25 protein-coding genes are annotated in these 22,741 nt (G+C 68.5%); 9 read left to right on the plus strand and 16 right to left on the minus strand.

Annotation, left to right across the window (positions count from 1 at the left end; all coding sequences use genetic code 11):
• Window positions 1-68 precede the first annotated feature (68 nt).
• Genes FS845_RS00705 through FS845_RS00715 form a run of 3 tightly spaced genes read right to left on the minus strand, consistent with a single transcriptional unit; the run spans window position 69 to window position 2,827 of the window.
• Window positions 69-863, minus strand: a complete 795-nt coding sequence (locus tag FS845_RS00705) for an ABC transporter permease (RefSeq protein WP_144629936.1) — start codon at window positions 861-863, stop codon at window positions 69-71.
• A 14-nt stretch (window positions 864-877) separates the two neighbouring features.
• A complete protein-coding gene (locus FS845_RS00710; RefSeq protein WP_144629938.1) occupies window positions 878-1,768 on the minus strand; it encodes an ABC transporter permease in 891 nt (296 codons plus the stop codon).
• 3 nt (window positions 1,769-1,771) lie between these two features.
• Complete coding sequence (locus tag FS845_RS00715; protein ID WP_144629940.1) at window positions 1,772-2,827, minus strand: ABC transporter ATP-binding protein; 1,056 nt, start codon at window positions 2,825-2,827, stop codon at window positions 1,772-1,774.
• A gap of 220 nt (window positions 2,828-3,047) precedes the next feature.
• On the opposite strand from FS845_RS00715, the gene FS845_RS00720 reads away from it, so the two are divergent.
• On the plus strand, window positions 3,048-3,902 hold the full coding sequence (locus tag FS845_RS00720; RefSeq protein WP_144629942.1) for an IclR family transcriptional regulator: 855 nt from the start codon (window positions 3,048-3,050) through the stop codon (window positions 3,900-3,902).
• 14 nt (window positions 3,903-3,916) lie between these two features.
• Here the strand turns inward: FS845_RS00720 and FS845_RS00725 are convergent, their stop codons facing one another.
• On the minus strand, window positions 3,917-4,543 hold the full coding sequence (locus tag FS845_RS00725) for an FMN-dependent NADH-azoreductase (protein WP_144629944.1): 627 nt from the start codon (window positions 4,541-4,543) through the stop codon (window positions 3,917-3,919).
• On the minus strand, window positions 4,540-4,983 hold the full coding sequence (locus FS845_RS00730; RefSeq protein ID WP_144629946.1) for a GNAT family N-acetyltransferase: 444 nt from the start codon (window positions 4,981-4,983) through the stop codon (window positions 4,540-4,542). The genes FS845_RS00725 and FS845_RS00730 overlap by 4 nt, the downstream gene beginning before the upstream one ends.
• A gap of 119 nt (window positions 4,984-5,102) precedes the next feature.
• On the opposite strand from FS845_RS00730, the gene FS845_RS00735 reads away from it, so the two are divergent.
• The gene (locus FS845_RS00735) at window positions 5,103-6,542 is read left to right on the plus strand and encodes a PLP-dependent aminotransferase family protein (RefSeq protein ID WP_144629948.1); all 1,440 of its coding nucleotides are present in this window, start codon (window positions 5,103-5,105) and stop codon (window positions 6,540-6,542) included.
• A 196-nt stretch (window positions 6,543-6,738) separates the two neighbouring features.
• Window positions 6,739-7,200 (plus strand): carboxymuconolactone decarboxylase family protein, encoded by a 462-nt coding sequence (locus tag FS845_RS00740; protein WP_144629950.1) that lies wholly within the window; start codon window positions 6,739-6,741, stop codon window positions 7,198-7,200.
• A 5-nt stretch (window positions 7,201-7,205) separates the two neighbouring features.
• On the opposite strand, the gene FS845_RS00745 is transcribed toward FS845_RS00740, so the two are convergent.
• The gene (locus FS845_RS00745) at window positions 7,206-8,213 is read right to left on the minus strand and encodes a zinc-binding alcohol dehydrogenase family protein (RefSeq protein ID WP_144629952.1); all 1,008 of its coding nucleotides are present in this window, start codon (window positions 8,211-8,213) and stop codon (window positions 7,206-7,208) included.
• A 119-nt stretch (window positions 8,214-8,332) separates the two neighbouring features.
• On the opposite strand from FS845_RS00745, the gene FS845_RS00750 reads away from it, so the two are divergent.
• From FS845_RS00750 to FS845_RS00760, 3 genes are read left to right on the plus strand one after another with little or no spacing between them, the layout of a single operon-like run.
• Complete coding sequence (locus tag FS845_RS00750; RefSeq protein ID WP_144629954.1) at window positions 8,333-9,256, plus strand: LysR family transcriptional regulator; 924 nt, start codon at window positions 8,333-8,335, stop codon at window positions 9,254-9,256.
• A 57-nt stretch (window positions 9,257-9,313) separates the two neighbouring features.
• A complete protein-coding gene (locus FS845_RS00755; protein ID WP_144629956.1) occupies window positions 9,314-10,156 on the plus strand; it encodes a class II glutamine amidotransferase in 843 nt (280 codons plus the stop codon).
• 57 nt (window positions 10,157-10,213) lie between these two features.
• Entirely contained in the window at window positions 10,214-10,696 is a 483-nt protein-coding gene (locus FS845_RS00760; protein WP_144629958.1) for a thioesterase family protein, read from the plus strand.
• Window positions 10,697-10,753: 57 nt separating this feature from the next.
• Here the strand turns inward: FS845_RS00760 and FS845_RS00765 are convergent, their stop codons facing one another.
• The 5 genes from FS845_RS00765 to FS845_RS00785 all read right to left on the minus strand — a co-directional run bounded on the left by FS845_RS00765 (window position 10,754) and on the right by FS845_RS00785 (window position 14,301).
• Complete coding sequence (locus FS845_RS00765; RefSeq protein WP_144629960.1) at window positions 10,754-11,155, minus strand: DUF4168 domain-containing protein; 402 nt, start codon at window positions 11,153-11,155, stop codon at window positions 10,754-10,756.
• A 172-nt stretch (window positions 11,156-11,327) separates the two neighbouring features.
• Complete coding sequence (locus FS845_RS26925) at window positions 11,328-11,795, minus strand: 2OG-Fe(II) oxygenase (protein ID WP_409929241.1); 468 nt, start codon at window positions 11,793-11,795, stop codon at window positions 11,328-11,330.
• Window positions 11,792-12,865 (minus strand): bifunctional DNA-binding transcriptional regulator/O6-methylguanine-DNA methyltransferase Ada, encoded by a 1,074-nt coding sequence (gene ada / locus FS845_RS00775; protein ID WP_144629964.1) that lies wholly within the window; start codon window positions 12,863-12,865, stop codon window positions 11,792-11,794. Before ada ends, FS845_RS26925 begins: the two co-directional genes overlap by 4 nt.
• Window positions 12,866-12,953: 88 nt before the next feature.
• Complete coding sequence (gene alkB / locus FS845_RS00780) at window positions 12,954-13,604, minus strand: DNA oxidative demethylase AlkB (protein ID WP_144629966.1); 651 nt, start codon at window positions 13,602-13,604, stop codon at window positions 12,954-12,956.
• 4 nt (window positions 13,605-13,608) lie between these two features.
• Window positions 13,609-14,301 carry a 2OG-Fe(II) oxygenase gene (locus tag FS845_RS00785; protein ID WP_144629968.1) on the minus strand — a complete coding sequence of 231 codons (693 nt, stop codon included), beginning with the start codon at window positions 14,299-14,301 and terminating at the stop codon, window positions 13,609-13,611.
• Window positions 14,302-14,416: 115 nt separating this feature from the next.
• On the opposite strand from FS845_RS00785, the gene vapB reads away from it, so the two are divergent.
• Both vapB and FS845_RS00795 read left to right on the plus strand, forming a co-directional pair.
• Window positions 14,417-14,650 carry a type II toxin-antitoxin system VapB family antitoxin gene (vapB, locus tag FS845_RS00790; protein ID WP_144629970.1) on the plus strand — a complete coding sequence of 78 codons (234 nt, stop codon included), beginning with the start codon at window positions 14,417-14,419 and terminating at the stop codon, window positions 14,648-14,650.
• 62 nt (window positions 14,651-14,712) lie between these two features.
• Window positions 14,713-15,114 (plus strand): type II toxin-antitoxin system tRNA(fMet)-specific endonuclease VapC, encoded by a 402-nt coding sequence (locus tag FS845_RS00795; protein WP_144629972.1) that lies wholly within the window; start codon window positions 14,713-14,715, stop codon window positions 15,112-15,114.
• Window positions 15,115-15,124: 10 nt separating this feature from the next.
• Here FS845_RS00795 and FS845_RS00800 read toward each other — a convergent pair whose 3' ends face one another.
• From FS845_RS00800 to FS845_RS00820, 5 genes are all read right to left on the minus strand, one after another.
• Entirely contained in the window at window positions 15,125-15,919 is a 795-nt protein-coding gene (locus tag FS845_RS00800; RefSeq protein WP_144629974.1) for a heme ABC transporter ATP-binding protein, read from the minus strand.
• Window positions 15,919-16,887: a FecCD family ABC transporter permease gene (locus tag FS845_RS00805; protein WP_409929254.1), complete on the minus strand. Its 969-nt coding sequence runs from the start codon at window positions 16,885-16,887 to the stop codon at window positions 15,919-15,921. Before FS845_RS00805 ends, FS845_RS00800 begins: the two co-directional genes overlap by 1 nt.
• A gap of 22 nt (window positions 16,888-16,909) precedes the next feature.
• Window positions 16,910-17,755, minus strand: a complete 846-nt coding sequence (locus FS845_RS00810; RefSeq protein ID WP_144631170.1) for a hemin ABC transporter substrate-binding protein — start codon at window positions 17,753-17,755, stop codon at window positions 16,910-16,912.
• Window positions 17,756-17,772: 17 nt separating this feature from the next.
• On the minus strand, window positions 17,773-18,819 hold the full coding sequence (locus FS845_RS00815; protein ID WP_144629976.1) for a hemin-degrading factor: 1,047 nt from the start codon (window positions 18,817-18,819) through the stop codon (window positions 17,773-17,775).
• Between the two features lie 120 nt (window positions 18,820-18,939).
• Window positions 18,940-19,446, minus strand: a complete 507-nt coding sequence (locus FS845_RS00820) for an acyl-CoA thioesterase (protein ID WP_144629978.1) — start codon at window positions 19,444-19,446, stop codon at window positions 18,940-18,942.
• Window positions 19,447-19,664: 218 nt separating this feature from the next.
• Here FS845_RS00820 and fdnG point away from each other — a divergent pair, with 218 nt between their 5' ends.
• Complete coding sequence (gene fdnG / locus FS845_RS00825; RefSeq protein ID WP_144629980.1) at window positions 19,665-22,733, plus strand: formate dehydrogenase-N subunit alpha; 3,069 nt, start codon at window positions 19,665-19,667, stop codon at window positions 22,731-22,733.
• The last annotated feature ends 8 nt before the right edge of the window (window positions 22,734-22,741 follow it).

The following is a 22,741-nucleotide window of genomic DNA, read 5'->3' on the forward strand; positions in this document are numbered from 1 at the left end:
AAACGACGGCGCCGTGAGCGGCCACCGCGTGTCGTTCGATGCGGAATGCATCGTGGTGTCCTGCACAGCTACTTCTGTCCGATCAGCACGCGGTCCAGGCCGTAGACCCGGTCCAGCACGAACATGGTCACGGCCGTCAGCGCGATGACCAGGGCCGAGACGGCCGCCATCATCGGATCGATGGATTCCGTGGCGTACATGTACATGCGCACAGGCAGCGTGACGGTGCTGGGCGCGGTGATGAAAACCGACATGGTCAGTTCGTCGAAGCTGTTGATGAAGGCCAGCAGCCAGCCGCCCGAAACGCCGGGCACGATCATGGGCAGCGTCACCTTCATGAAGACCGCGGCGCGGCTGGCGCCCAGCGATTGCGCGGCATGCTCCACCGACAGGTCGAAGCCCACCAGCGCGCCGATCACCAGGCGCATCACGTACGGCGTGATGACGATGACGTGCGCCAGCATCAGCCAGCCGAAGCTGCCGGTCAGGCCCATCATGGCGAAAAAGCGCAGCAGCGCCACGCCTAGCACCAGGTGGGGAATCATCAAGGGCGACAGGAACAGGCCGTTGAGCGCGTCGCGGCCGGGAAAGCGGTAGCGCGTGATGGCGATGGCGGCGGGCACGGCCAGCACGGACGAGATGGTGGCCGAGCAGAAGGCCAGCCACAGGCTGTTGCGGAACGCCTGCATGAAGTCGGCATGCGCGAACACGGCCTTGAACCAGCGCAGCGACCAGTCGGCCGTGGGAATGTTCAGCGTGGAGCCGGGCGTGAACGCCGTCAGGCACACGATGACCAGCGGCGCCAGCACGAAGGCCACCACCAGCAGGTTGAATGCCAGCGCGACGGGACCGTTCTTCTGCATGATCGCGTCCCCGTTCAGCCCAGGCTGCGGCGATAGGAGCGTTCAACCATGCGGTTGTAGCTCATCATGATGAGGAGGTTGGCCACCAGCAGCAGCACCGCGATGGCGGCCCCCAGCGGCCAGTTCAGTTCGGTCAGGAACTCGTCGTAGACGATGGTGGCGGCCATCTTCAGGCGGCGTCCGCCCAGCAGCGCGGGAATGGCGAACGAGCTGGCGGACAGGCCGAACACGATCAGGCTGCCCGACAGCACGCCCGGCATGGCCTGCGGCAGCACCACGCGCCACAGTGTCTGCGCGCGCGAGGCGTTCAGCGAATAGGCGGCCTGTTCCACGGTGGGATCGAGCTTCTGCAGCGAGGTCCACACCGGAATCACCATGAATGGCAGCATCACGTGCACCAGGCCGACGATGATGGCCGTGGGCGTGTACAGCAGCGATCCCAGGCCCAGCGCCTCGGCGGCCTTGCCCAGCGGGCCATTGGGGCCCAGCAGCAGGCTCCAGCCGAAGGCGCGCACCACCAGCGAGATCAGCAGCGGCGAGAGCACCGCCAGCAGGAAGATCGAACGCCAGGGCTTGCGCATGCGCGACAGCACGTAGGCCTCGGGCGCGCCGATCAGCGCGCAGATCAGCGTGGTCAGTCCGGCGATCCAGAACGTGCGCCAGAAGATCTCCAGGAAATACGAGTCCGTCAGGACTTGCCTGTACTGCTCCAGCGTGTGGCCGGGCTGGATTCCGGTGTTGTAGTCGAACTGCGCGAAGGACAGCAGGAACGTCAGCGCCAGCGGGGCCAGCACCAGCGTCAGGAACAGCAGGGTCAGCGGCAGCGAGCCCAGGATGGCAGGCAGGCCGTCGATGCGCGGCCTGGGCGGCGGCGGGGCGCTGGCCGTGTGCGAGGTCGCGGCCATCGTTCAGCCCTCGGCCTGAAGCACGCGCAGCGTGCCGGCGGCCCAGTCCAGGCCGACCACGTCGCCGTCGGCATGCGGCGCGCGGCCGTCGTTGGGCGTCAGCATCACCAGCGGGCCCAGCGGCGTGTCCAGGTCGTACTGCCACTGGCTGCCCAGGAAATAGCGCGTGGCCACGCGGCCGTCCAGCTTGCCCTGGCCCTGCGCCACGGGCACCAGTTTCTCGGGCCGCAGCGACAGGCTGATGGTGTCCCCGGCGCGCAGGCCATCGGCCTCGATCCGCAATGCCAGCGGTCCGCTGCGCGCCTCGGCCTGCGGCCCGGCCCGCGTGACCGTGGCTGGCAGCATGTTGGTCTTGCCCACGAAGCGCGAGATGAAATGCGAGGTGGGATGTTCGTACATGCGATAGGGCGCGTCGACCTGCGTGGCGCGGCCTTCCTGCATCACCACGACGCGGTCGCTGATGGACAGCGCCTCGGCCTGGTCGTGCGTGACCATGATGGTGGTGGTGCCGATCTGGCGCTGGATGGCGCGCAGCTCGAACTGCATTTCTTCGCGCAGTTGCGCGTCCAGGTTGGACAGCGGTTCGTCCAGCAGCAGCACCGGCGGGCGGATGACCAGCGCGCGCGCCAGCGCCACGCGCTGCCGCTGGCCGCCCGACAGCTCGCGCGGATAACGGTCGCCGTACTTGTCCAGCTTCACCAGCGCCAGCGCTTCACGGGTTCGGCGCTCGCGCTCTCCGCGTTCCACGCGGCGCATGGCCAGGCCGAAGGCCACGTTGGCGCTGACGGTCATGTGGGGGAACAGCGCGTAGCTCTGGAACACGATGCCCAGGCCGCGCGTATTGGGCTTGGCATGCGTGATGTCGCGGCCGTCCAGCGTGATGCGGCCCTGCGAGACCTCGGCGAAGCCCGCGATCATCTGCAGCGTCGTGGTCTTGCCACAGCCCGAGGGGCCCAGCAGCGATACGAATTCCCCTTGCTCCACCGCCAGGTTCATGTCGGTGACCACGCGCAGATCGCCGTAGTACTTGGAGACGTGGTCGAGCTGCAGGAATGCCATGTCGTGCCTCGTGGCCGCGCACCGCGGCGTATGCAACGGCGTCCGTGACCGCATCGACGGCGGCCGGCGCCCGGTTGGAACGAGGCCAGTGTAGGAAGGTGTTCAGATGGCCGGCATTGGTGTTTTTCCGTAGAAAGGAAAATTTCTGAAGAAAATTCCGATGATTGAAATTAACGTGTGAATGTCAGAGGAAATATTCCGTTCAAAGCGAGACGAAATCATGGACAAGCAGAAGGACGACGCCGACGTGGGCGGGCAGGGCGTGCTGCAACGGGCATTCTCTGTGCTGCGCGTACTGGCCGAGGCGCAGGGCGAGCGCCTGCGGATGACGGACATCGCGGCGCGCGCCGGCCTGGCCTCCGCCACCGCCCACCGCGTGCTGCAAGGTCTGGTGCAGGAAGGCATGGTCGAGCAGCCCGCCAACGGCAAGGCGTATCAGCTCAGCGTGGCGTTCTTCACCATGGCGGCCAGCGCGGGCAACCGCCATTCCACGTTGCGCGAGCTGTGCCGGCCGGCATTGCTGCGCCTGTCGGGCATGCTGAACGACACCGTGTTCCTGCTGGTGCGCCACGGGTTCGACGCGGTGTGCCTGGACCGCATCGACGGACCATTCCCGGTGCGCTCGCATACGGGCGACATCGGCGGCAAGGCGCCGCTGGGGCTGGGACAGGCAGGCCTGATCCTGCTGGCGCGCCTGCCCGAGGCCGAGCGCGAGGAGATCATCCGCTTCAACATCCCTCGCCTGCGCCATCTGGGCTTCATGGACGAGATCTCGATGCGGGTGCTGCTCAAGCAGTGCCTGGAGAACGACTACGCGCTGTCCAGCGGCCAGGCGCAGGCGCTGTATCCGGGCACGATGGGCCTGGCCGTGCCGATCCTGGACGGCAACGGCGTGGTGGTGGCGGCGCTGAGCATCGCGGCGCCGTCCGAACGCATGACGTCCGAACGCCTGCCCATGATCATCGAGATGTTGCGCAAGGAGGCGCGGCAGATCGGCGAGCGCATCAATCCGTTCGATCCCGCGCTGCGCCGCCCCAACCACTTCCTGGGCCAGGGCGGGCGCGTGGAAACCTAGCGCTGCCTGCCGTCCTAGGCAGCGGCGACGTCCGGCGCCGCGAAGTGCGCCGCGATGTCGGCATGCGCCTGGCCGCGGGCCTGCCCCAGCGCGGGCTCGCCGTAGGCCGTGCCCTGCACCGAGAAGAACGTCAGGTCGGTCAGTCCGATGGTGCGCAGCGCCACCTTCAGGTACGGCGTGAGGAAGTCGGGCTGGCGCGCGTTCTCGCCCGAATACAGGCCGCCGGACGACGTGGCCACGTACACCGGCCGGTCGTGCAGCGTGCCCACCTTGCCTTGCGGCGTGGGCTGGAACGTGCGGCGCACGCGAACCACGTGGTCGATCCACGCCTTCAGGCCCGACGGCACGGTGTAGTTGTGCATGGGCGTGCCGATGACGATGCAGTCGGCGGCCTCCAGGTCGCGGATCAGCGTGTCGGAGGTGTGCAGCGAGCCGCCCAGCGCCACCACGGCTTCCGGCGGCTGGGGCGTGCCCAGTTCCACGGCGTACGCCGCGTCCACGTGGGCCAGCGCCGCATAGTCATGGCTGAGCACGGCGGCAGCGGGATGCCCGGCCAGCAGGGCATCCAGCACGACCCGCGACAGGCGGGTGCTTTCGGATTCGGCGCCGCGGGGGCTGAAGGTCATGTGCAGGATGTTCATGCGGGGTCCTGGAGGGGTTTGGCAAAGCGCATGGCGCCGGTGAGCATGCCCTGGCGGAAGTAGAAGCGCTGGGCCAGCGCGTTGGACAGGGCGGTGTCCAGCACCAGCCGCACGCAGCCTTCTCGGCGTGCGATGGCCTCCATCTCGTCCAGCAGGCGGGCTCCCCAGCGCTGGCCGCGACTCGTCTTGGACGAGATGAGGTCGTCCACGTACAGGAAGCGGCCATAGACCAGGTTCTCCTGCACGCGGTAGCCCGACAGGGCCACGGGACGGCCGTCCTGCCAGGCGGCCATCAGGCGATAGCCCTCGGCGCGCTGGCGAGCGATACGAGCCATGAAATCGCTTTCATCGCGCAGGTGGGGCCGCAATTCGAGCATGACGGGAAAGCAGGCCCGCAGCTCGTCGGGCGTGTCTGCGTGGCGCAGGTCGGTGTGGTCCATGATGATGTGGCTATCGGGTTCGGGGGCCGGCGCCTGTCGAGACGACGGTTGCGATGGATACATGCTAAAAGCCCGATGCCATAATAAGAAGAGCCAAGAATTAACTGGGTGACTGGTCCATGATCTCACTGCCCTTCGGTGGACTGCCGCCGCTGGATCCCAATGCCGCCGAGCCGTTGTACCGGCAGATCTACTCGCGCTTCTGTCACGCCATCGCGGCAGGCCTGCTGGAATCGGGCCAGCGCATTCCGTCGGCGCGCGCCCTGGCCGCCGAGCTGGGCCTTGCGCGCGGCACCATCGAGACCGCCTATGGCCTGCTGGCCGCGGAAGGCTACATCCAGGCGCGCGGCCAGGCCGGCACGGTAGTGGCGCCGGACCTGAAGGCTCGCACGCCCGCGGCGCCGCCGCCTGCCGACCCCCTGCCGGTGCGCAGGACGCTGGATGCCTCGCTGGCGCTCGCTTCCACGAACGGCACCGTGCCCCCCTTCCAGATGGGCGTACCGGCCCTGGACGCCTTTCCGCGCAAGATCTGGGCGCGGCTGGGCGCGCGCAGCATCCGGGCCATGCAGGCCGGCGACATGCTGTATCCGCCCCTGGCCGGGCTGCCGGCGCTGCGCACCGCCATCGCGGCCTATCTGCAGGTGGCGCGCGGCATCGCCTGCGCGCCTCGGCAGGTGTTCGTCACGTCGGGCTACCGCCATTCCCTGGACCTGGTCGCGCGCACGCTGTTCAGGCCCGGCGACCGCGTCTGGATCGAGGATCCGTGCTATCCGCCAACCCGTGACGTGCTGCGCCAGGCCGGCCTGCTTGCGCAACCCGTGGCCGTGGACGGCGAAGGTGTGAACGTGGCGCGCGGCATCGAGATCGCGCCACAGGCGAGCGGCGTGGTCGTCACGCCGGCGCACCAAAGTCCGCTGTCGGTGTCGTTGTCGCTGCCCCGCCGGCAGATCCTGCTGGACTGGGCCGCGCGCGAGGGCGCGTGGATCGTCGAGGACGACTACGACGGCGAATACCGCTACGTCAGCCGTCCGTTGCCGGCGCTCAAGAGCCTGGATCGCGATGGCCGGGTGCTGTATGCCGGCACCTTCAGCAAGGTGCTGTTTCCCGCGCTGCGCCTGGCTTACCTGGTGGTGCCGCATGCCGAGGTGGCGCGCTTCGAGGAGGTCAGCAGCGCCGTGACGGGCGGCAGCCCCGGGCTGACGCAGGAGACCGTGGCGGCGTTCATTGAACAGGGGCATTTCGCCCGCCACATCCAGCGCATGCGCAAGCTGTACGGCGAGCGCCGCCAGGCCGCGGCGCGTGGCCTGGAACGCGCGCTGCGGCCGCACGCGCGCATCGAGCCGCAGCCCGGGGGCATGCACCTGATCCTGCGGCTGCGCAAGGGCCTGTCGGACAGCGAACTGGCCGCGCGGCTGCGCGAACGAGGCCTGTACGCGCACGCCCTGTCGGACTGGGCCATCGAGGCGGCGGTCGAGCCCGGCCTGCTGGTGGGCTTCACCAACATCGCCAGCGAGGCCGAGGCGCACCTGCTGGGCAGGCAGGTACTGGAATCGATATAGGCGAGGTGAGGCCGATTGACGGGGCCACGCGCGTGGCCTCGCCATGGGCCCACCTGGCCCGCGCGTGTCCGCTAGGAAAGGCGCCAGGCCGTGGCATGGCCCAGTCGGCGAGCCATTTCTTGGCTCTGGTCCCCTGCCATGCGGTGGTGCAACATTCGTGGCGTTGTTATCTGCGTCTTCTTGCACAGGAATCACCATGACCCAACGCATCGATCCCGCCAAGGCCTCGCCCAAGGCCTACCAGTCCCTCTATCCCGCCTTCGCCTACTTCCAGGATTGCAGCCTGCCCCTCGAGCTGATCGACCTGGCCTACCTGCGCGTGTCGCAGATCAACGGCTGCGCCTATTGCATCGACAAGCACTCGGCCGACCTGATCGCGCGCGGCATGCCCGTATCCAAGCTGTTGCTGGTGCCGGTGTGGCACGAGGCCGAGGCGCTGTTCAGCGCCCAGGAGCGCGCCGCGTTGGCCTGGTCCGAATCGCTGACGCGGCTGGAGCAGACCGGCGCGCCGGACGAGGCCTACGAGCAAGCCGCCGCCGTGTTCAGCGAGCGCGAACTGGCCGATCTGTCGATCGCCATCGCGCTGATGAACGCGGCGAACCGCCTGGGCGTGGGCTTTCGCAAGACGCCGGGCGCGGTGGGCAAACTGGCGGCCTGAGCGCGTCAGAATCCTTCCAGCACGATCTTGCCGCGCGCCTTGCCGCTTTCCAGCATGGCGTGGGCCCGCCGCATGTTCTGGGCGTTGATGACGCCGTAGTGCTCGCCCATGGTGGTCTTGAGCACGCCGCTGTCGACCAGCGCGGCCACGCGTTCCAGGATGTCGTGCTGGCGCTGCATGTCGTCCGTCTCGAAGATCGAGCGCGTGAACATCAGTTCCCAGTGCAGCGAGGCCGACTTGCGCTTGAGCGGCAGCGCGTCCAGCGTGGCGGGATCGTCGATCAGGGCCAGGCGGCCTTGCGGCGCCAGCGCCTCGACCAACTGCGGATAGTGCGTGTCGGTGTGGGTCAGGCTGGCGATGTAGTGGGCCGGCCCGGCGCCGATCCGCTGCAGCTGTTCGGCCATCGGCTTGCCGTGGTCGATCACGTGGTGCGCGCCCAGGTCCTGCACCCACTGGCGCGTTTCGGCGCGCGAGGCCGTGCCGATCACGGTCAGCTTGGTCAGCTTGCGCGCCAGCTGCACCAGGATGGAGCCCACGCCGCCGGCCGCGCCGGTGACCAGCAGGTTCTTGCCGGCGCCGCCGTCCTCGGCCACGCCCAGGCGGTCGAACAGCAGTTCCCAGGCGGTCAGCGAGGTCAGCGGCAGCGCGGCGGCCTGCGCGTCGGACAGGCTGGCGGGCTTGTGGCCGGCGATGCGCTCGTCCACCAGGCTGTATTGGGCATGGTTGCCCGGGCGCAGCAGCGATCCGGCGAAATACACGGTGTCGCCGGCCTTGAACAGCGTGACGTCGCTGCCGACCTTCTCGACGATGCCCACGGCATCCCAGCCCAGCACGCGTGCGTCCTCCACGGCGAAGAAGGCGCGCACCTTGGTGTCGACCGGGTTGACGGCCACGGCGCGCACGCCGACCAGCAGGTCGCGCGGGCCGGGCGTTGGGATGGGCAGGTCGATGAGGTCCAGCGAGCGGGGATCGTCGAGCGTCAGGCCGTGCTTGGTGTAGGCGATGGCTTTCATGAGGTGCGTGTCCAGGTTGGAAGTGAATGGCCGTTGCGAGCCGTGGAGGCCATATTGCGCCGCCGCCAGCTATCCGGAAAGCGTTAAGATCAGCCAAGACTTTCACTTCTGGAGTGAAAATGATCCGGCTGGACGATCTGGCATTGTTCGTGCGTTCCGCGGCCCTGGGCAGCTTTTCCAACGCCGCCCGCGAGGCCGACCTGCTGCCCGGCCAGGTCAGCGCCGCAGTGAAGCGGCTGGAGCGCGAACTGGACATCCGCCTGTTCGCACGCTCTACGCGCAGCCTGCGCCTGACGGCCGAGGGCGAGCGCTACCTGCCCTACGCACAGGATACGCTGGCCACGCTGGAAGAAGGGCGCGACCGCCTGCATGGCGACGGCGCGCGGCTGGGCGGCGTGCTGCAGGTGGCCGCGCCGTCCGACCTGGGACGCAACGTACTGCTGCCCTGGCTGACCACGTTCCGCCATACGCATCCGGCACTGACGCTGCGCCTGCACGTGTCCGACGCCATTGCCGACGTGTTCCGCGATCCCGTCGACGTGGCGATACGCTATGGCCGCCTGGAAGATGCCAGCTACATCGCGCTGCCGCTGGCGCCCGACAACCGCCGCGTGCTGGTGGCGTCGCCGGATTACGTGCGGAGGCAGGGCCGGCCGCAGTCGCCGGACGATCTCGCCCGGCACGCCTGCCTGCCGTTCCTGATCGGCGGACGTGTCTACGACAAATGGGTTTTTCCACAGCCCGCCGGCCCGCATCGGCTGGTGGAAGTGGGCGGGCGCCTGTATGCCGACGACGGCGAGGTGGTGCGGCGCTGGGCGCTGGCGGGCGAGGGCATCGCGTACAAATCGTGGCTGGACGTGGGCGATGACGTGCGCGCGGGCCGCCTGGAAGTGCTGCTGCCGCAGGTGCGCGGCGAGGCCGCGCCGCTGGTGCTGGTGTGCCCGCACCGCAAGCAGTATTCGCCGGCGGTGCAGCAGTTGCAGCGCCTGCTGCATGCACGCTGTACGGCGCTGACCGCGCAATTGCCGGAACCCGCGGCCTGACGGCGCGGTCGTACTCCTAGGACAACGCGGCCGCGTGCCGCCCTGGAGAACCCGATCATGTGCCGTTGGATGGCTTACACCGGAAGTCCCTTGCAGTTGGAAAGCGTCATCTTCAAGGCCCAGCATTCGTTGATCGAACAGAGCCTGCATGCGCGCATGGCCACGACCACCACCAACGGCGACGGGTTCGGCCTGGGCTGGTACGGGCCGCGCGACGAGATCCCGTTCCGCTACCGCAGCGTGCATCCCGCCTGGAACGACCGCAATCTGCACGAGGCCGCGCGCGCCATCTGGGCGCCGATGTTCGTGGCGCACGTGCGCGCGGCCACCGGCACGCCGGTGCAGGAGACCAACTGCCATCCGTTCCGCCATGGCAAGTGGCTGTTCGTGCACAACGGCCTCATCCGCAACTTCGCGTTGCTGCGGCGCGAGCTGATCCTGAAGGTCGCGCCGGAGTACTTCGGCGCGATGGAAGGCTCGACGGATTCGGAAGTGATGTTCCTGCTGGCGCTGACCTATGGGCTGGAAACAGACCCGCTGTGCGCGCTGGAACGCATGGCGGCCGTGGTGGAACAGGTCGGCGGCAGCCTGGGCGTGGAGCACCCCTTGACCATGACGGTGTGCGTGACCGATGGCCAGCGGTTGACGGCCGTGCGCTATTCCAGCGAGCGCGATTCGCGCACGCTGTTCCACAATGCCTCGGTGCGCCATCTGCGCGAGTTGTACCCGGACGACCCACGCATCGCGGCGCTGGACGACGACGCCTACCTGCTGCTGTCCGAGCCCTTGAGCGACCGCGTGGACGCGTGGCAGGAGGTGCCCGAATCCACCGCCGTCGTGGTGTCGGGCGGCGACCTGCGTGCGGTCCCGTTCGTGCCGGTACTGCCGCAAGCCGGTTGAGCGCTCATCGGCACAAGCCCTGTATTCTTGCCGTTTCCCATTGAATCCTCGGCAGCCATGACGACTTTGCCCAGTACCACGCTGACCGTCGATCCGCAGTGGATCGATTCGTATGGCCACATGAACGCCGCGCATTACGTCGGCGTGTTCGATCGCATCGGCTTCGAGCTGCTGGGGCAGTTCGGCGTCGGGCACGAATACACGCGGACCGCGCGGTGCGGCATCTACACGATGAACATCCAGGTCGCCTACATGCGCGAAGTGCTGGCGGGAGATCCGCTGATGTTGCGCGTCCGCATACTGGAGTCGGATGACAAGCGCCTGCTGGCGCTGATGGAACTGTGGCAGACGCGCGATGATTACCTGGCGGCCACGATGGAGCAGCTATCGCTGCACGTGGATCTGCAGACCCGCAAGGCCCGGCCCTTCGCGCCGGAACTGGCCGCGCGGCTGGCGCGGGCCGCCACGGACCATGCCGGGGAACCCTTGCCGCCCGGGTACCGGCGCATCCTGCCCTTGAAGCGGCCCGCATCACTTTAAGCGGGTCCGGCCCTTCAAAGACAATGCCCCTGTCGTGTCGACGGGGCGTGCGGCGCGTCAGCGCGCGCCGCCTTGCTGTTGCTGCACCATGCCCATCACGCGCTGCTGCAGTTGGGGATCCTGCTGGATGGCCTGGCTGATGCCGTTGAACTCGTCCACCGTCATGCCGTCGGCATTCACTGTACGCACCATCTTCTGGTCGGCTTCCTTCAGCAGTTGCTGGCGGGAGCTGTCATCGGATGCTGCCTGGACACGAGGGCGATATTCGTCGGCCACCATGGCGACCTTCTGGGATGCGCTGGCGAACTTCTGCAACTGCGCCTCCGAAGGTTGAACCGCTGCCGGTTGCTGGGGTTGCTGGCTGGGCGTGGCGGCGCTGCCTTGCGCCATCGCGGGGGCCACAGTCAGGCCAGCGGCCAGGATGGCTGCCGACAGGAGTGCTTGCGTGGTTCGCTGCATATGAGCTCCTTTTCCGTTGCGTTGCTCGGCCTTCAATGGTCGCAAGCGAGGCGGCAAGGTTCAAGTTTCGCGATGTTTTTGCATGTGTCGGCACGGCGCTTGCGGCGTGCCAGTCCCTGCCCACCGGGAGGCGGCGCATTGGCACGGCGCGTCGGACTTGCATTTCGGAACATCAAAACCGCAGGTACGTGCGCTGCGCCGACCAACGTACCCCTGCGCGCACGCGCGCCACGCCGTGCCGCAGGATCGCGCGATACGGGCCATGCGTGCCCTGCACCTCGCGCACGCCGACCACCATGAGCAGTGCGTCGCCTTGCTGCAGCCTGCGCACCATCGGCCGCGATTGCAGGCGCGGGCGCTGCTCGGTCATCACGCATTCGCCGCCCGAGAAATCCCGCGCATCCGACAGCAGCACGGTCAGCACCAGTACATGGCCTGCATCTGGGGCTTCCGCGCAGGCCAGGGGCTCGAACTGGTCCTCCCGCAGGCAGGCGATGCGATAAGCCGCGTCGATGCCATCGCGCAGGCGTTGGCACTGCCCGGCGTCGAACAGGCGCGGCAACACGGCATGACCATCCGCCTGCAACCGCGCGCGCAGCGCCGCGTTGTCGCGGTCGTGCAGCAGTTCGGCCAGCGTCATGCGGTTTCCTCGCGGTCGAGCAGTTCGCGCTTGCGCGCCACGCCCCAGCGATAGCCGGACAGGGCGCCGTCGCTGCGCACCACGCGGTGGCATGGAATGGCCACGGCGATGCGGTTGCCGGCGCAGGCCTGCGCCACGGCGCGCACCGCCCTGGGCAGGCCGATGCGCTGCGCGATCTCGGCGTAGGTGGCGGTGCGGCCCGGCGGAATCTCGCGCAGCGCCTGCCACACGCGCTCCTGGAAGGCCGTGCCGCGCACGTCCAGCGGCAGGTTCAAGCCCAGCGCGGGCGCTTCCACCATGCCGATGACCTGCGCCACCACCTGTTCGAAATCGGCGTCTCCGCCGATCAACCGGGCCTTGGGAAACTGGTCCTGCAACTCGCGCACCAGGGTGTCGGGATCGTCGCCCAGCAGGATCGCGCAGACGCCCCGCGCGCTTTGCGCCACGACGATGGCGCCCAGGCTGCATTGCGCCGCCGCGAAGCGGATCTCGCTGTTGCTGCCGCCGTCGCGATAGTCGCTGGGGCGCATGCCCAGCAGGCGGTCGGCACGTTCGTAGAAGCGGCTGTTGGAATTGAAGCCGGCCTCGTAGATGGCGTCGGTGATGCTGGCCTTGGCCGCGCCCAGCTGTTGCCGCATGCGCCGCGCGACGTGCGCGGCGGCGTAGGCCTTGGGCGTCAGGCCTGTCTCGGCCTTGAACACGCGGTGGAAGTGATACGGGCTCATGCCGGCGCGCACGGCCAGTTCCTGCAGCGTTGGGGCGGTTTCGGCCTGTTCGATGTAGCGGCAGCTGTCGGCCACCAGCGCGGCGTGCCGGGCCGCGGCCTCGGTGCGGTCGGGCGCCGCGCGGCGGCTGGGACGGTAGCCGGCCGCCTCGGCGGCTTCGGCGGAGTCGAAGAACACCACGTTCTCGGGACGAGGCAGGCGCGCCGCGCTGCTGGGCCGCGCATATACGCCCGTGGTCGTCACCGCATAGACGAAGCGCGTGTCCGCGGCAGGATCGCGCGCCAGCACCGCGGCCCAGCGCGGATCGCTTTCGGTATTCGCAGGGGCGGCTTGGAGGCGGGGCATGGCGTAGGCTCGTGGCTGGGGGTATGGACACTGTAGTGCGGCGCGCCCGCCGCGGCGCTCCGAAGCTTGCGGTCGAATTCGCCGCCCGTCAGCCGGCCCGGCGAAACGTCAGGTTGATGCGCAGCCGGCCCAGTTCGGGATGCTCGGCCTCCCTTACCGGCTGCACGCCGTGGTAGCGCAGGCGGTCGGCGCCGCCCCACACCACCACGTCGCCATGGAACAGCGGCACCTTCTGCGTGGCGTCCTCGCGGCGCAGTCCGCCGAACAGGAAGACCGCGGGAATGCCCAGCGAGACGGAGACGATGGGATGGTCCAGGTCGTGCTCGTCGCGGTCCTGGTGCAGCGACAGGCGCGTGCCGGGGTCGTAGCGGTTGATCAGGCACGCGTCCGGCACGAAGCCCGGATGGCCGGCCGCGTCGGCCGCGGCTTGCGCCAGCTCCAGGAATGGGGCGGGCATGGACGGCCAGGGCTGGCCGCTGGCGGGATCGCGCGCGGTATAGCGGTAGCCGTTGCGGCTGGAGGTCCAGCCCAGCGCGCCGCAATTGCTCATCGCGATCGACATGGTGCGCCCGCCGGGCGTGACCAGCTGCCGCGCCGGCGCGGTCCGCTCGATCTCGCGCAGGGCGGGCAGCAGGCGCGGCACGTATTCCAGCGCAAAGCCGCGCAGCACACAGGCCTGGGGGCCCAGGGCCTCGCGGCGGCCGGGCTGCGGGGAGTCGAACCAGTCGTCGAACAGCATGGCGTCAGAGCGCGTCGTGGAAGATGATGCCCAGCGTATGGCGGCTGCCCGCATGCAGGCGGCTGACGCCGTGCCGCATCAGGGCGCGGCGGCTGCCGCGCGCGCCCGGCACGGGCCGGTGATGCACGGCGAACACCACGCCATCGCCCTGGGCCAGCGGCACGACGTCGGCGCGCGCCGGCTGGCCGGACACGTGCTGGGTCAGCAGGAATTCGCCGCCGTCGAAGTCGTCGCCGGGCCGGGACAACAGGATGGCGACCTGCAACGGGAACACCCAGTCGCCATACAGGTCCTGGTGCAGGCAATTGTAGTCGCCCGGTCCGTAGCGCAGGATCAGCGGCGTGGGCCGCTGCTGGCCCGCGGCATGGCAGCCGCGCAGGTATTCGGCATGGGTGTCCGGATAGCGCACGGGCAGCCGCAGCTGCGCGTTCCAGCGGTTGGCGATGGGCGCCAGGCACGGATACAGCGCGCGCCGCAGCGCCGCCACGGGATCGGGCAGCGGATAGGCGTAGTAGCGATACTCGCCGCTGCCGAAGCCGTGGCGCTTCATCACGATGCGCGAGCGGTACAGGGCGTCTTCATCGTACCGCGCGGCCAGCGCCTGGCAGGTGGTGGCATCGAGCAACTGCCGAACAATGGCGTAACCATGCCGATCCAGTGTGTCCGGCAGGCCGCAGGGGATGGCGGAAATGTCCATGCGGACCAGTCTAGCGCCTGGGAAGAGAGGCACACTCCGGGACTTGCGGTTTGAACCTTTTACCCGAGGCAGATAAGGTATATGATAAATGTATATAGCAACCGCGGAGGTGCCAATGAGTACCGGTTCCATCTTCACCAACAATCGAACCCAGGCGGTCCGCCTGCCGGCCGAAACCCGGTTCCCCGACCATGTGAAGCGGGTCGAGGTGCGCATCGTCGGTCGAGATCGCGTATTGACGCCGGTCGATTCGGCCTGGGACAGCTTCTTCCTAGGCGATGCCAGCGTGACCGACGACTTCATGCAGACGCGGGCTTCGCAGGAACAGCCCGCTCGCGAGCCTTTCTAGACCCGAAGGCGTCGGATGCCCCGGAAATCCAGGAAGGCCCGGTTTTTCCGGAGGAGTATGCGATGCTGAAGTACCTGCTCGATACCAACATCGTGATCTACGTGATCAAGCGGCGTCCGGCATCCGCGCTTGCGACGTTCAATCAGCACCACGGTCGGATGGCCATCTCCACGGTCACCCTGGCTGAACTGATGCATGGCGCGGAGAAGAGCGCAGCGCCCATGCGTAACCTCCAGAGCGTGGAAGATTTCTGCAGCCGGCTCGCGGTGCTGCCCTACGACGACCGCGCGGCAGCGCATTACGGAAGCATTCGCGCCGCACTGGAGCGCGCGGGCCAGCCTATCGGCGTCAACGACATGCATATCGCCGGACATGCCCGTAGTGCGGGCTTGATGCTGGTGACGAACAACGCACGTGAGTTCGAGCGCGTGCCCGGCCTTCTGGTCGAGAACTGGGTGTTTTGAACGCCGCCGCTCACCCCTCCCGGGGCAACACCAGCAGCTTCCCCGCTATCTTCGGATGCGGCAGCACGTCCGCGTCGATGTCGTACACCTTGCGCAGCAATGGCGGCGTCAGCACGTCCGCGGGACCGCCTTCGGCCGCGACCTTGCCGTCCGCCAGCAGCACCAGCCGGTCGCACCAGCGCGCCGCCAGGTTGATGTCGTGCACGATCACCAGCACGCCCAGGCCGTCCTCGTGCGCCAGCGTCCATGCCGTGCGCAGCAGCTCGATCTGGTGCTTGGGATCCAGGCTGGAGATCGGTTCGTCCAGCAGCAGATAGGGCGGCACGCCCTCGCGCGCCGCGGCGCGGCACTGGGCCAGCACGCGCGCGAACTGCACGCGCTGCTGCTCGCCGCCGGACAGTTCGGGATAGCGCCGCGCCGCCAGATGGGCCACGCCGGCCTGGTCCAGCGCCGCGTCGATCAGGCCGTCCACCACGTCCGGCGCCAGTTCGGGAAACGGATAGGCGCCCATGGACACCACGTCGCGCACGCCCAGGTCGAAGGTCAGCGACGGCTTCTGCGGCAGCACCGCGCGGCGGCGCGCCTGCTTGCGCGCGGGCACGGCGGCCACGTCGGCGCCGTCCATTAGCACGCGGCCGCCGCCCGGGCGCAGTTCGCCCGCCAGCGTGGACAGCAGTGTCGACTTGCCCGCGCCGTTGGCGCCCAGCAGGCCCAGCACGCGCCCGGGCTGCAGGGTCAGCGAAACGCCCGTCAGCACGGCGGCGCCGCCGCGCGTCACCGCGATGTCGTCGGCCTGCAGCGTCATCAGAATCTCCGTCCCCGCGCCAGCAGCCACAGGAAGAACGGCCCGCCCACCAGGCTGGTCACCAGGCCGATGGGCAGTTCCGCCGGGATGACCGCCACGCGCGCCAGCCAGTCGGCCAGCACCAGCGACAGGGCGCCGGCCAGCAGCGAGGCCGGCAGCAGGCGGCGATGGTCGGCGCCCAGCGTCATGCGCACCAGGTGCGGCACGACCAGGCCGACGAAGCCGATGCCGCCGGTGGCGGCCACCAGCGGACCGACGATCAACGCGGTGGCCACGATCAGCTTGCGGCGCACGGCGGTCAGCGCATAGCCCAGGTGGCCGGCCTCGCGCTCGCCCAGCAGCAGCGCGTTCATCACGCGCCACTGGGTCAGCAGCCACAGCGAGCACAGCAACGTCCATGGAGCCAGGAAGGCCAGCAGGCGCCAGTTCGCGCCGGCCAGGCTGCCCATGCTCCAGAAGGTCAGGTCGCGCAGCTGGCTGTCCGATGCCATGTAGGTCAGCAGGCCGATCAGGCTGCCGGCAACGGTGTTGATGGCCACGCCGGCCAGCAGCAGGCCCGCCACGCCCGGCGCGCGGCGGCCCACGAGATACGCGCAGGCGGTGGCCAGCAGGCTGCCCGCGAACGCGGCCGGCGCGATGACGGCATAGCCGCCGCGGGTCAGCACGATGGCGGCCACCGCGCCCAGCGCGCCGCCGGCCGAGATGCCGACCAGGCCGGGCTCGGCCAGGGGGTTGCGGAACAGGGCCTGCAGCGCCGCGCCGCACAGGGCCAGGCCGGCGCCGGCCACCATGGCGAACAGCACGCGCGGCAGCCGGATGTCGACCAGCACGTTGCGCCACAGCGCATCGTCGGGCTGCGAGACGCCCGACCACAGCAGCCGCAGCGCGTCGGCGGGCGGAATGCGCACCGCGCCGCTGGCCGCGGCCAGCAGGGCCGCCACCGCCAGCGCGACGGCCAGCCCCAGCAGGGCCGCGTCGCCGCGCCGCCCGCTAGGCGGGCGTGCGGTGCGCACCCTGGCCAGCGACACAATCGGTCTCTTTCAATTGGCGGACGGCCTGGGGCAGGCGCGGGCCGGTGCCCAGCGCCAGCAGGTCGTCCATCACCACGATGCACGAGGCCGCCGGCGTGCCGGCCAGGCCGGGCATGGCGCGCAGCTTCTGCAGGCCGCCGGACGCGGCCAGCGAGGCGCTGGTCACTACCAGCACCTGTGGCGCCAGCGCGCTGAAGGCTTCGGCCGACAGGGGCTTGTAGCCCTGCTGGTCGTGCAGCACGTTGCGCAGGCCCGCCAGTTCCAGCAGCAGGCCGGCGGCGGTGCCGGCGCCCGCGCCCTGTGGCGTGCCGGTGCGGTTCATGATCAGCAGGGCGCGCGCGCCCGAAGCGGGCAGCGCTTGCGCGGCCTCCAGGCCGTGGTCGACCGATTCCACCAGTTGCCTGCCGGCTGCTTCGGCACCCAGCAGCCGGGCAATGTGTTCGATGCGCGCATGCAGCGACTGCACAGAGGGTTTGTCGGACACCACTTCGACCTTCACGCCCACGGTGGACAGGCGCTGGATGGCGTCCGGCGGGCCCGCCTGCTCGGAGGCCAGGACCAGGTCCGGCTGCAGCGCCAGCACGCCCTCGACCGGCACGGCGCGGTAGTAACCCACGCGCGGCACTTTCGTGGCCGCCTCGGGATACAGGCTGGACAGGTCGTCGCCCACCACGCGCTTGCCCTGTCCCAGGGCATAGACGATCTCGGTCACGCTGCCGCCCAGGGTGACCACGCGCTCTTGCGCATGGGCCTGCGCGGACCAGGCCAGGCACGCGCCCAGCAGCAGGGCAGTCGCTCGATGCATCATGATGTCGTCCTTGTTCAGGCTGCCAGCGGCTGGCCGCACAGGCCCGCCAGCAGGTCGCGCCAGGCGGGCAGCTCGGGCTGGCCGGGCTTGCGCGCGCCGAAGAACTGCACGATCAGGTCGCCGTTGGCCGCATACACCTCCAGCGAGGTAACCCAGCCGTCGCGAGTGGGCTTGGCCACGACCCAGGCGCTGTCGATGGCGGTGGTGTCCAGGTGCAGGTTGAAGTGCGGATCCAGCACGTTGAACCACGGGCCGGTACGGCGCAGGTTGGCGACCGGGCCCGAGTGGATCTGGATCATGCCGCGGTTGCCCACGAAGCACATGATGGGCAGAGCCGTGTCCGCCGCGCCCTGCAGCATGTGCTCCACCGCGCCGGCGTCCACCGTCTGCGCCAGGTCGGCGCCGGCCACGCGCAGGGCGTCCAGCCGCGCGGCCTTGTACTTGCGCAGCAGCGGGAAGAATTCGTGCGTGTCCTGCATCGCCAGCCAGGCCTCGCGGAACGCGGCCGGATCGGCGATGGGCACGTGGGCCTCGGGCGCCGGATAGGCCTCGGGCTCGGGCCAGTAGGGCTCGCCGGACAGCCTGGCCACCAGCGCGGCCCAGGCCGTGGCATCGGTGCCGTCGGTGCGATAGACCTTGTGCACGGCCTGGCCTGCCACGTCGAAAAACTGCAGACTGTGGCGGCCGTCGTGCTCCACCGCCCAGGCATGGCGCCACAGGCTGAAGAACACGCGCAGGTCGATGTCCGGTCCCAGCACCAGGCCTACCGGGCCATCTGCCTGGATGTCCTCGTAGCGGCCATGGCGCTCGTGCACGCACCAGTCGTTGCGCGTCAGCGCCATCACCTCGCCCAGCGTGCCCAGTTCGCGGAAGATGGCCTGCGGCGTGCCGGCCAGCGGCACGGCGTGCAGGCCGCCGCATCGGGCCGCGACCCATTCGGCCTCGGATACGCCCAGCGTGTTGGCCAGGTTGCGCGCCCGCGCGGCCGGTCCCGTGGCAGCCAACGCGTCGTGGCGGATGCGTAGTTCGGCAGCGCGCGTGGCGTAGATCGGGTCGGTCATGGCGGGAGCTCCTGGATGCGGGGGCGCGTGCGGGGCGCCGGGCCGGCTGCTCGATGCGAGGACCGACACAAGGCAAACGATATCAGTTCTCAATGGGCCGCGCCGTCCCCGATACCCGCGTCAGTGCGAGGGCGTGGAATCCTGCACTTCCTGCTTGATGGCGTCGTGGCGCTTTTCCATTTCCTGGCGCAGCGCGCGGCGCTGCTTGGCGCCCTCGAAGCGCTGGCGCTCTTCCAGCGTGCGCAGCTGCAGTTGCGGCACCTCGATGGGTTGGCCCTTGTCGTCGACCGCCACCATCGTGAAATAGCAACTGTTGGTGTGGCGCACGAGTTTCTTGCGGATGTCCTCGGTGACGACCTTGATGCCGACCTCCATCGAGGTGCGTCCGGTGTAGTTCACCGAGGCCAGGAAGGTGACCAGTTCGCCGACGTGGATCGGCTGGCGGAACACCACCTGGTCGACGGACAGCGTGACGACGTAGTGGCCGGCGTACCGGCTGGCACAGGCGTAGGCCACCTGGTCCAGGTACTTGAGGATGGTGCCGCCGTGCACATTGCCTGAGAAGTTCGCCATGTCAGGCGTCATCAGGATGGTCATCGACAATTGGTGGCTGAAAGCGTCGTCCATGGCGTGGGCATAAGCGGGCGAACCCGGGCGTTGAAAACCCGTAATGTAAGCGTTGCGCATGTCCGTCGTCGATGCAATGCAACATGCCTGGATTGCCCGGGGGACGGAGCCAGGCCTATACTCGCCCCAATATCCGGGACGGCTGCCAGGTCTTTCGCGGCGCACGATGCCTCGAGGGGCTGCCGGCCGTCCTTTCAACCACCTGAAGGGAGTGCGTCATGGCCACCATGAATCGCCGGCAATTCTTCAAGGTGACAGGAGCGACGCTGGCGGGCTCCAGCCTGGCATTGCTGGGGGCAGCCCCCGGCACGGCCATGGCGGAGGTCCGCCAGTACAAGCTGGCGCGCATGACCGAGACGCGCAACACCTGTCCGTACTGTTCGGTAGCCTGTGGAGTCCTGATGTATGGGCTCGGCGACAAGGCCAAGAATGCCGAAGCCAGCATCATCCACATCGAAGGGGACCCAGACCACCCCGTCAACCGTGGGACCCTCTGTCCCAAGGGCGCCTCGCTGATCGACTTCATCCACAGTCCGAATCGGCTCAAGTATCCCGAATACCGCGCGCCCGGCTCCGACAAGTGGCAACGCATCTCCTGGGATGACGCGATGACGCGCATCGCCAAGCTGATGAAGGACGACCGCGACGCCAACTTCGTGCAGCAGACGGCCGACGGCCAAACGGTCAACCGTTGGATCACCACGGGCATGTTGGCAGCCTCGGCGTCCAGCAACGAAACCGCGTACGTCACGCACAAGGTGGCCCGCAGCTTCGGGATGCTCGCGTTCGACAATCAGGCTCGTGTCTGACATGGCCCGACGGTGGCAGGTCTTGCCCCGACGTTTGGCCGTGGAGCGATGACGAACCATTGGGTCGACATCAAGAACGCGGACGTAATCCTGATCATGGGCGGCAATGCCGCCGAGGCGCACCCCTGCGGCTTCAAGTGGGTGACCGAGGCCAAGGCCCACAACAAGGCGAAGCTGATCGTCGTGGATCCGCGCTTCACGCGCTCGGCATCCGTGGCGGACTACTACGCGCCCATCCGTACCGGCACCGACATCATCTTCCTGGGCGGGGTGATCCACTACCTGCTGGAAAACGACAAGGTGCAGCACGAGTACGTCCGCAATTACACGGACTTCTCGTTCATCGTCCGCGAAGACTTCGCCTTCCAGGACGGCCTGTACTCGGGCTACAACCCCGAGAAGCGCGTCTACGACAAGAGCACCTGGGACTACGAGCGGGGCGAGGACGGCTTCGTCCGTACCGATCCCACGCTGCAGCATCCGCGCAGCGTGTACCAGATGCTCAAGCGGCATTACTCGCGCTACACGCCCGAGATGGTCGAGCGCGTCTGCGGCACGCCGAAGGACAAGTTCCACAAGGTCTGTGAACTGCTGGCCTCGACGGCTGGCACCGACCGCGCGGGCACCATCCTGTACGCGCTGGGCTGGACGCAGCACTCGATCGGCTCGCAGATCATCCGCACCGGGGCCATGGTCCAGCTGCTGCTGGGCAACATCGGCATCGCGGGCGGCGGCATGAACGCGCTGCGCGGGCACTCGAACATCCAGGGCCTGACCGACCTGGGCCTGATGTCCAACCTGCTGCCGGGCTACATGACGCTGCCCAACGAGGCGGAGCAGGACTACGGCAAGTACATCGCGGCGCGCGCGTTGAAGCCGCTGCGCCCCAACCAGCTGAGCTACTGGCAGAACTACAACAAGTTCTTCGTCAGCATGATGAAGGCCTGGTGGGGCGGCGCGGCCACGGCGGAAAACAACTGGGCCTACGACTACCTGCCCAAGCTGGACAAGCCCTACGACATGCTGCAGGTCTACGAGCTGATGAACCAGCAGAAGATGACGGGCTACATCTGCCAGGGCTTCAATCCCCTGGCGGCCGCCCCGAACAAGGCCAAGCTGCTCAAGGGCTTCTCGTCTCTGAAGTTCCTGGTCATCATGGACCCGCTGAACACCGAGACGGCCGAGTTCTGGCGCAACGCGGGGGAGCACAACGACGTGGATCCCTCCAAGATCCAGACCGAGGTGTTCCGCCTGCCCACGACCTGCTTCGCGGAGGAAGAGGGCGCGCTGGTCAACTCGGGCCGCTGGCTGCAGTGGCATTGGAAGGGAGCGGAGCCGCCGGCCGAGGCGCGCAGCGACATCGAGATCATGTCCGATCTCTTCACCCGCATCCGCGAGATGTACCGCAAGGACGGCGGCAAGTATCCGGACCCCATCGTCAACCTGTCTTGGCCGTATTCCAATCCGGAAAGCCCCACCGCGGCCGAGCTGGCGATGGAATACAGCGGCCGGGCATTGGTCGACCTGGTGGATCCGAAGGACCCGACCAAGGTCACGCGCAAGGCGGGCGAGCAGCTGTCGGGCTTCGCCGAGCTGCGCGACGACGGCTCGACGCTCAGCGGCTGCTGGATCTTCTGCGGCGCCTGGACCCAGGCGGGCAACATGATGGCGCGCCGGGACAACTCCGATCCCACGGGCATCGGGCAGACGCTGAACTGGGCGTGGGCCTGGCCGGCCAACCGGCGCGTGCTGTACAACCGGGCGTCCTGCGACGTGAACGGCAAGCCCTTCGATCCGCGGCGCCACCTGGTGTCCTGGAACGGCAAGGGCTGGACCGGCGCCGACGTGCCGGACTTCAAGGCGGACGAGAACCCGGCGGGCGGCATGAGCCCCTTCATCATGAACCCCGAAGGGGTGGCGCGCTTCTTCGCACGCGCCGGCATGAACGAAGGGCCGTTCCCCGAGCACTACGAGCCCTTCGAGACCCCGGTGGGCTACAACCCGCTGTATCCGAAGGCCAAGGGCGTCACCAGCAACCCTGCCGCGCGTGTGTTCAAGGGCGACCTGGAGCAGATGGGCACGGCCGACCAGTTCCCGTACGTGGCCACCACGTACCGGCTGACCGAGCACTTCCATTACTGGACCAAGAACGTGCTGCTCAACGCCATCGTGCAGCCGCAGCAGTTCGTCGAGATCGGCGAGACGCTGGCCAATGAGCTGGGCATCGCCAATGGTTCGTGGGTGAAGGTCTCGTCCAACCGCGGCTACATCAAGGCGGTGGCGCTGGTCACCAAGCGGATCAAGGCGCTGACGGTCGAGGGCAAACCGGTGCACCACGTGGGCATCCCCATCCATTGGGGCTTCGTGGGGCTGACCAAGCCGGGGTTCCTGGCCAACACCCTCACCCCGTTCGTGGGCGACGGCAACAGCCAGACGCCGGAGTTCAAGTCCTTCCTCGTGAAGGTCGAGAAGGTATAGGAGCCCAG

It is taken from the genome of Bordetella genomosp. 13, from assembly GCF_007679965.1.
Classification (GTDB): Bacteria; Pseudomonadota; Gammaproteobacteria; order Burkholderiales; family Burkholderiaceae_B; genus Bordetella.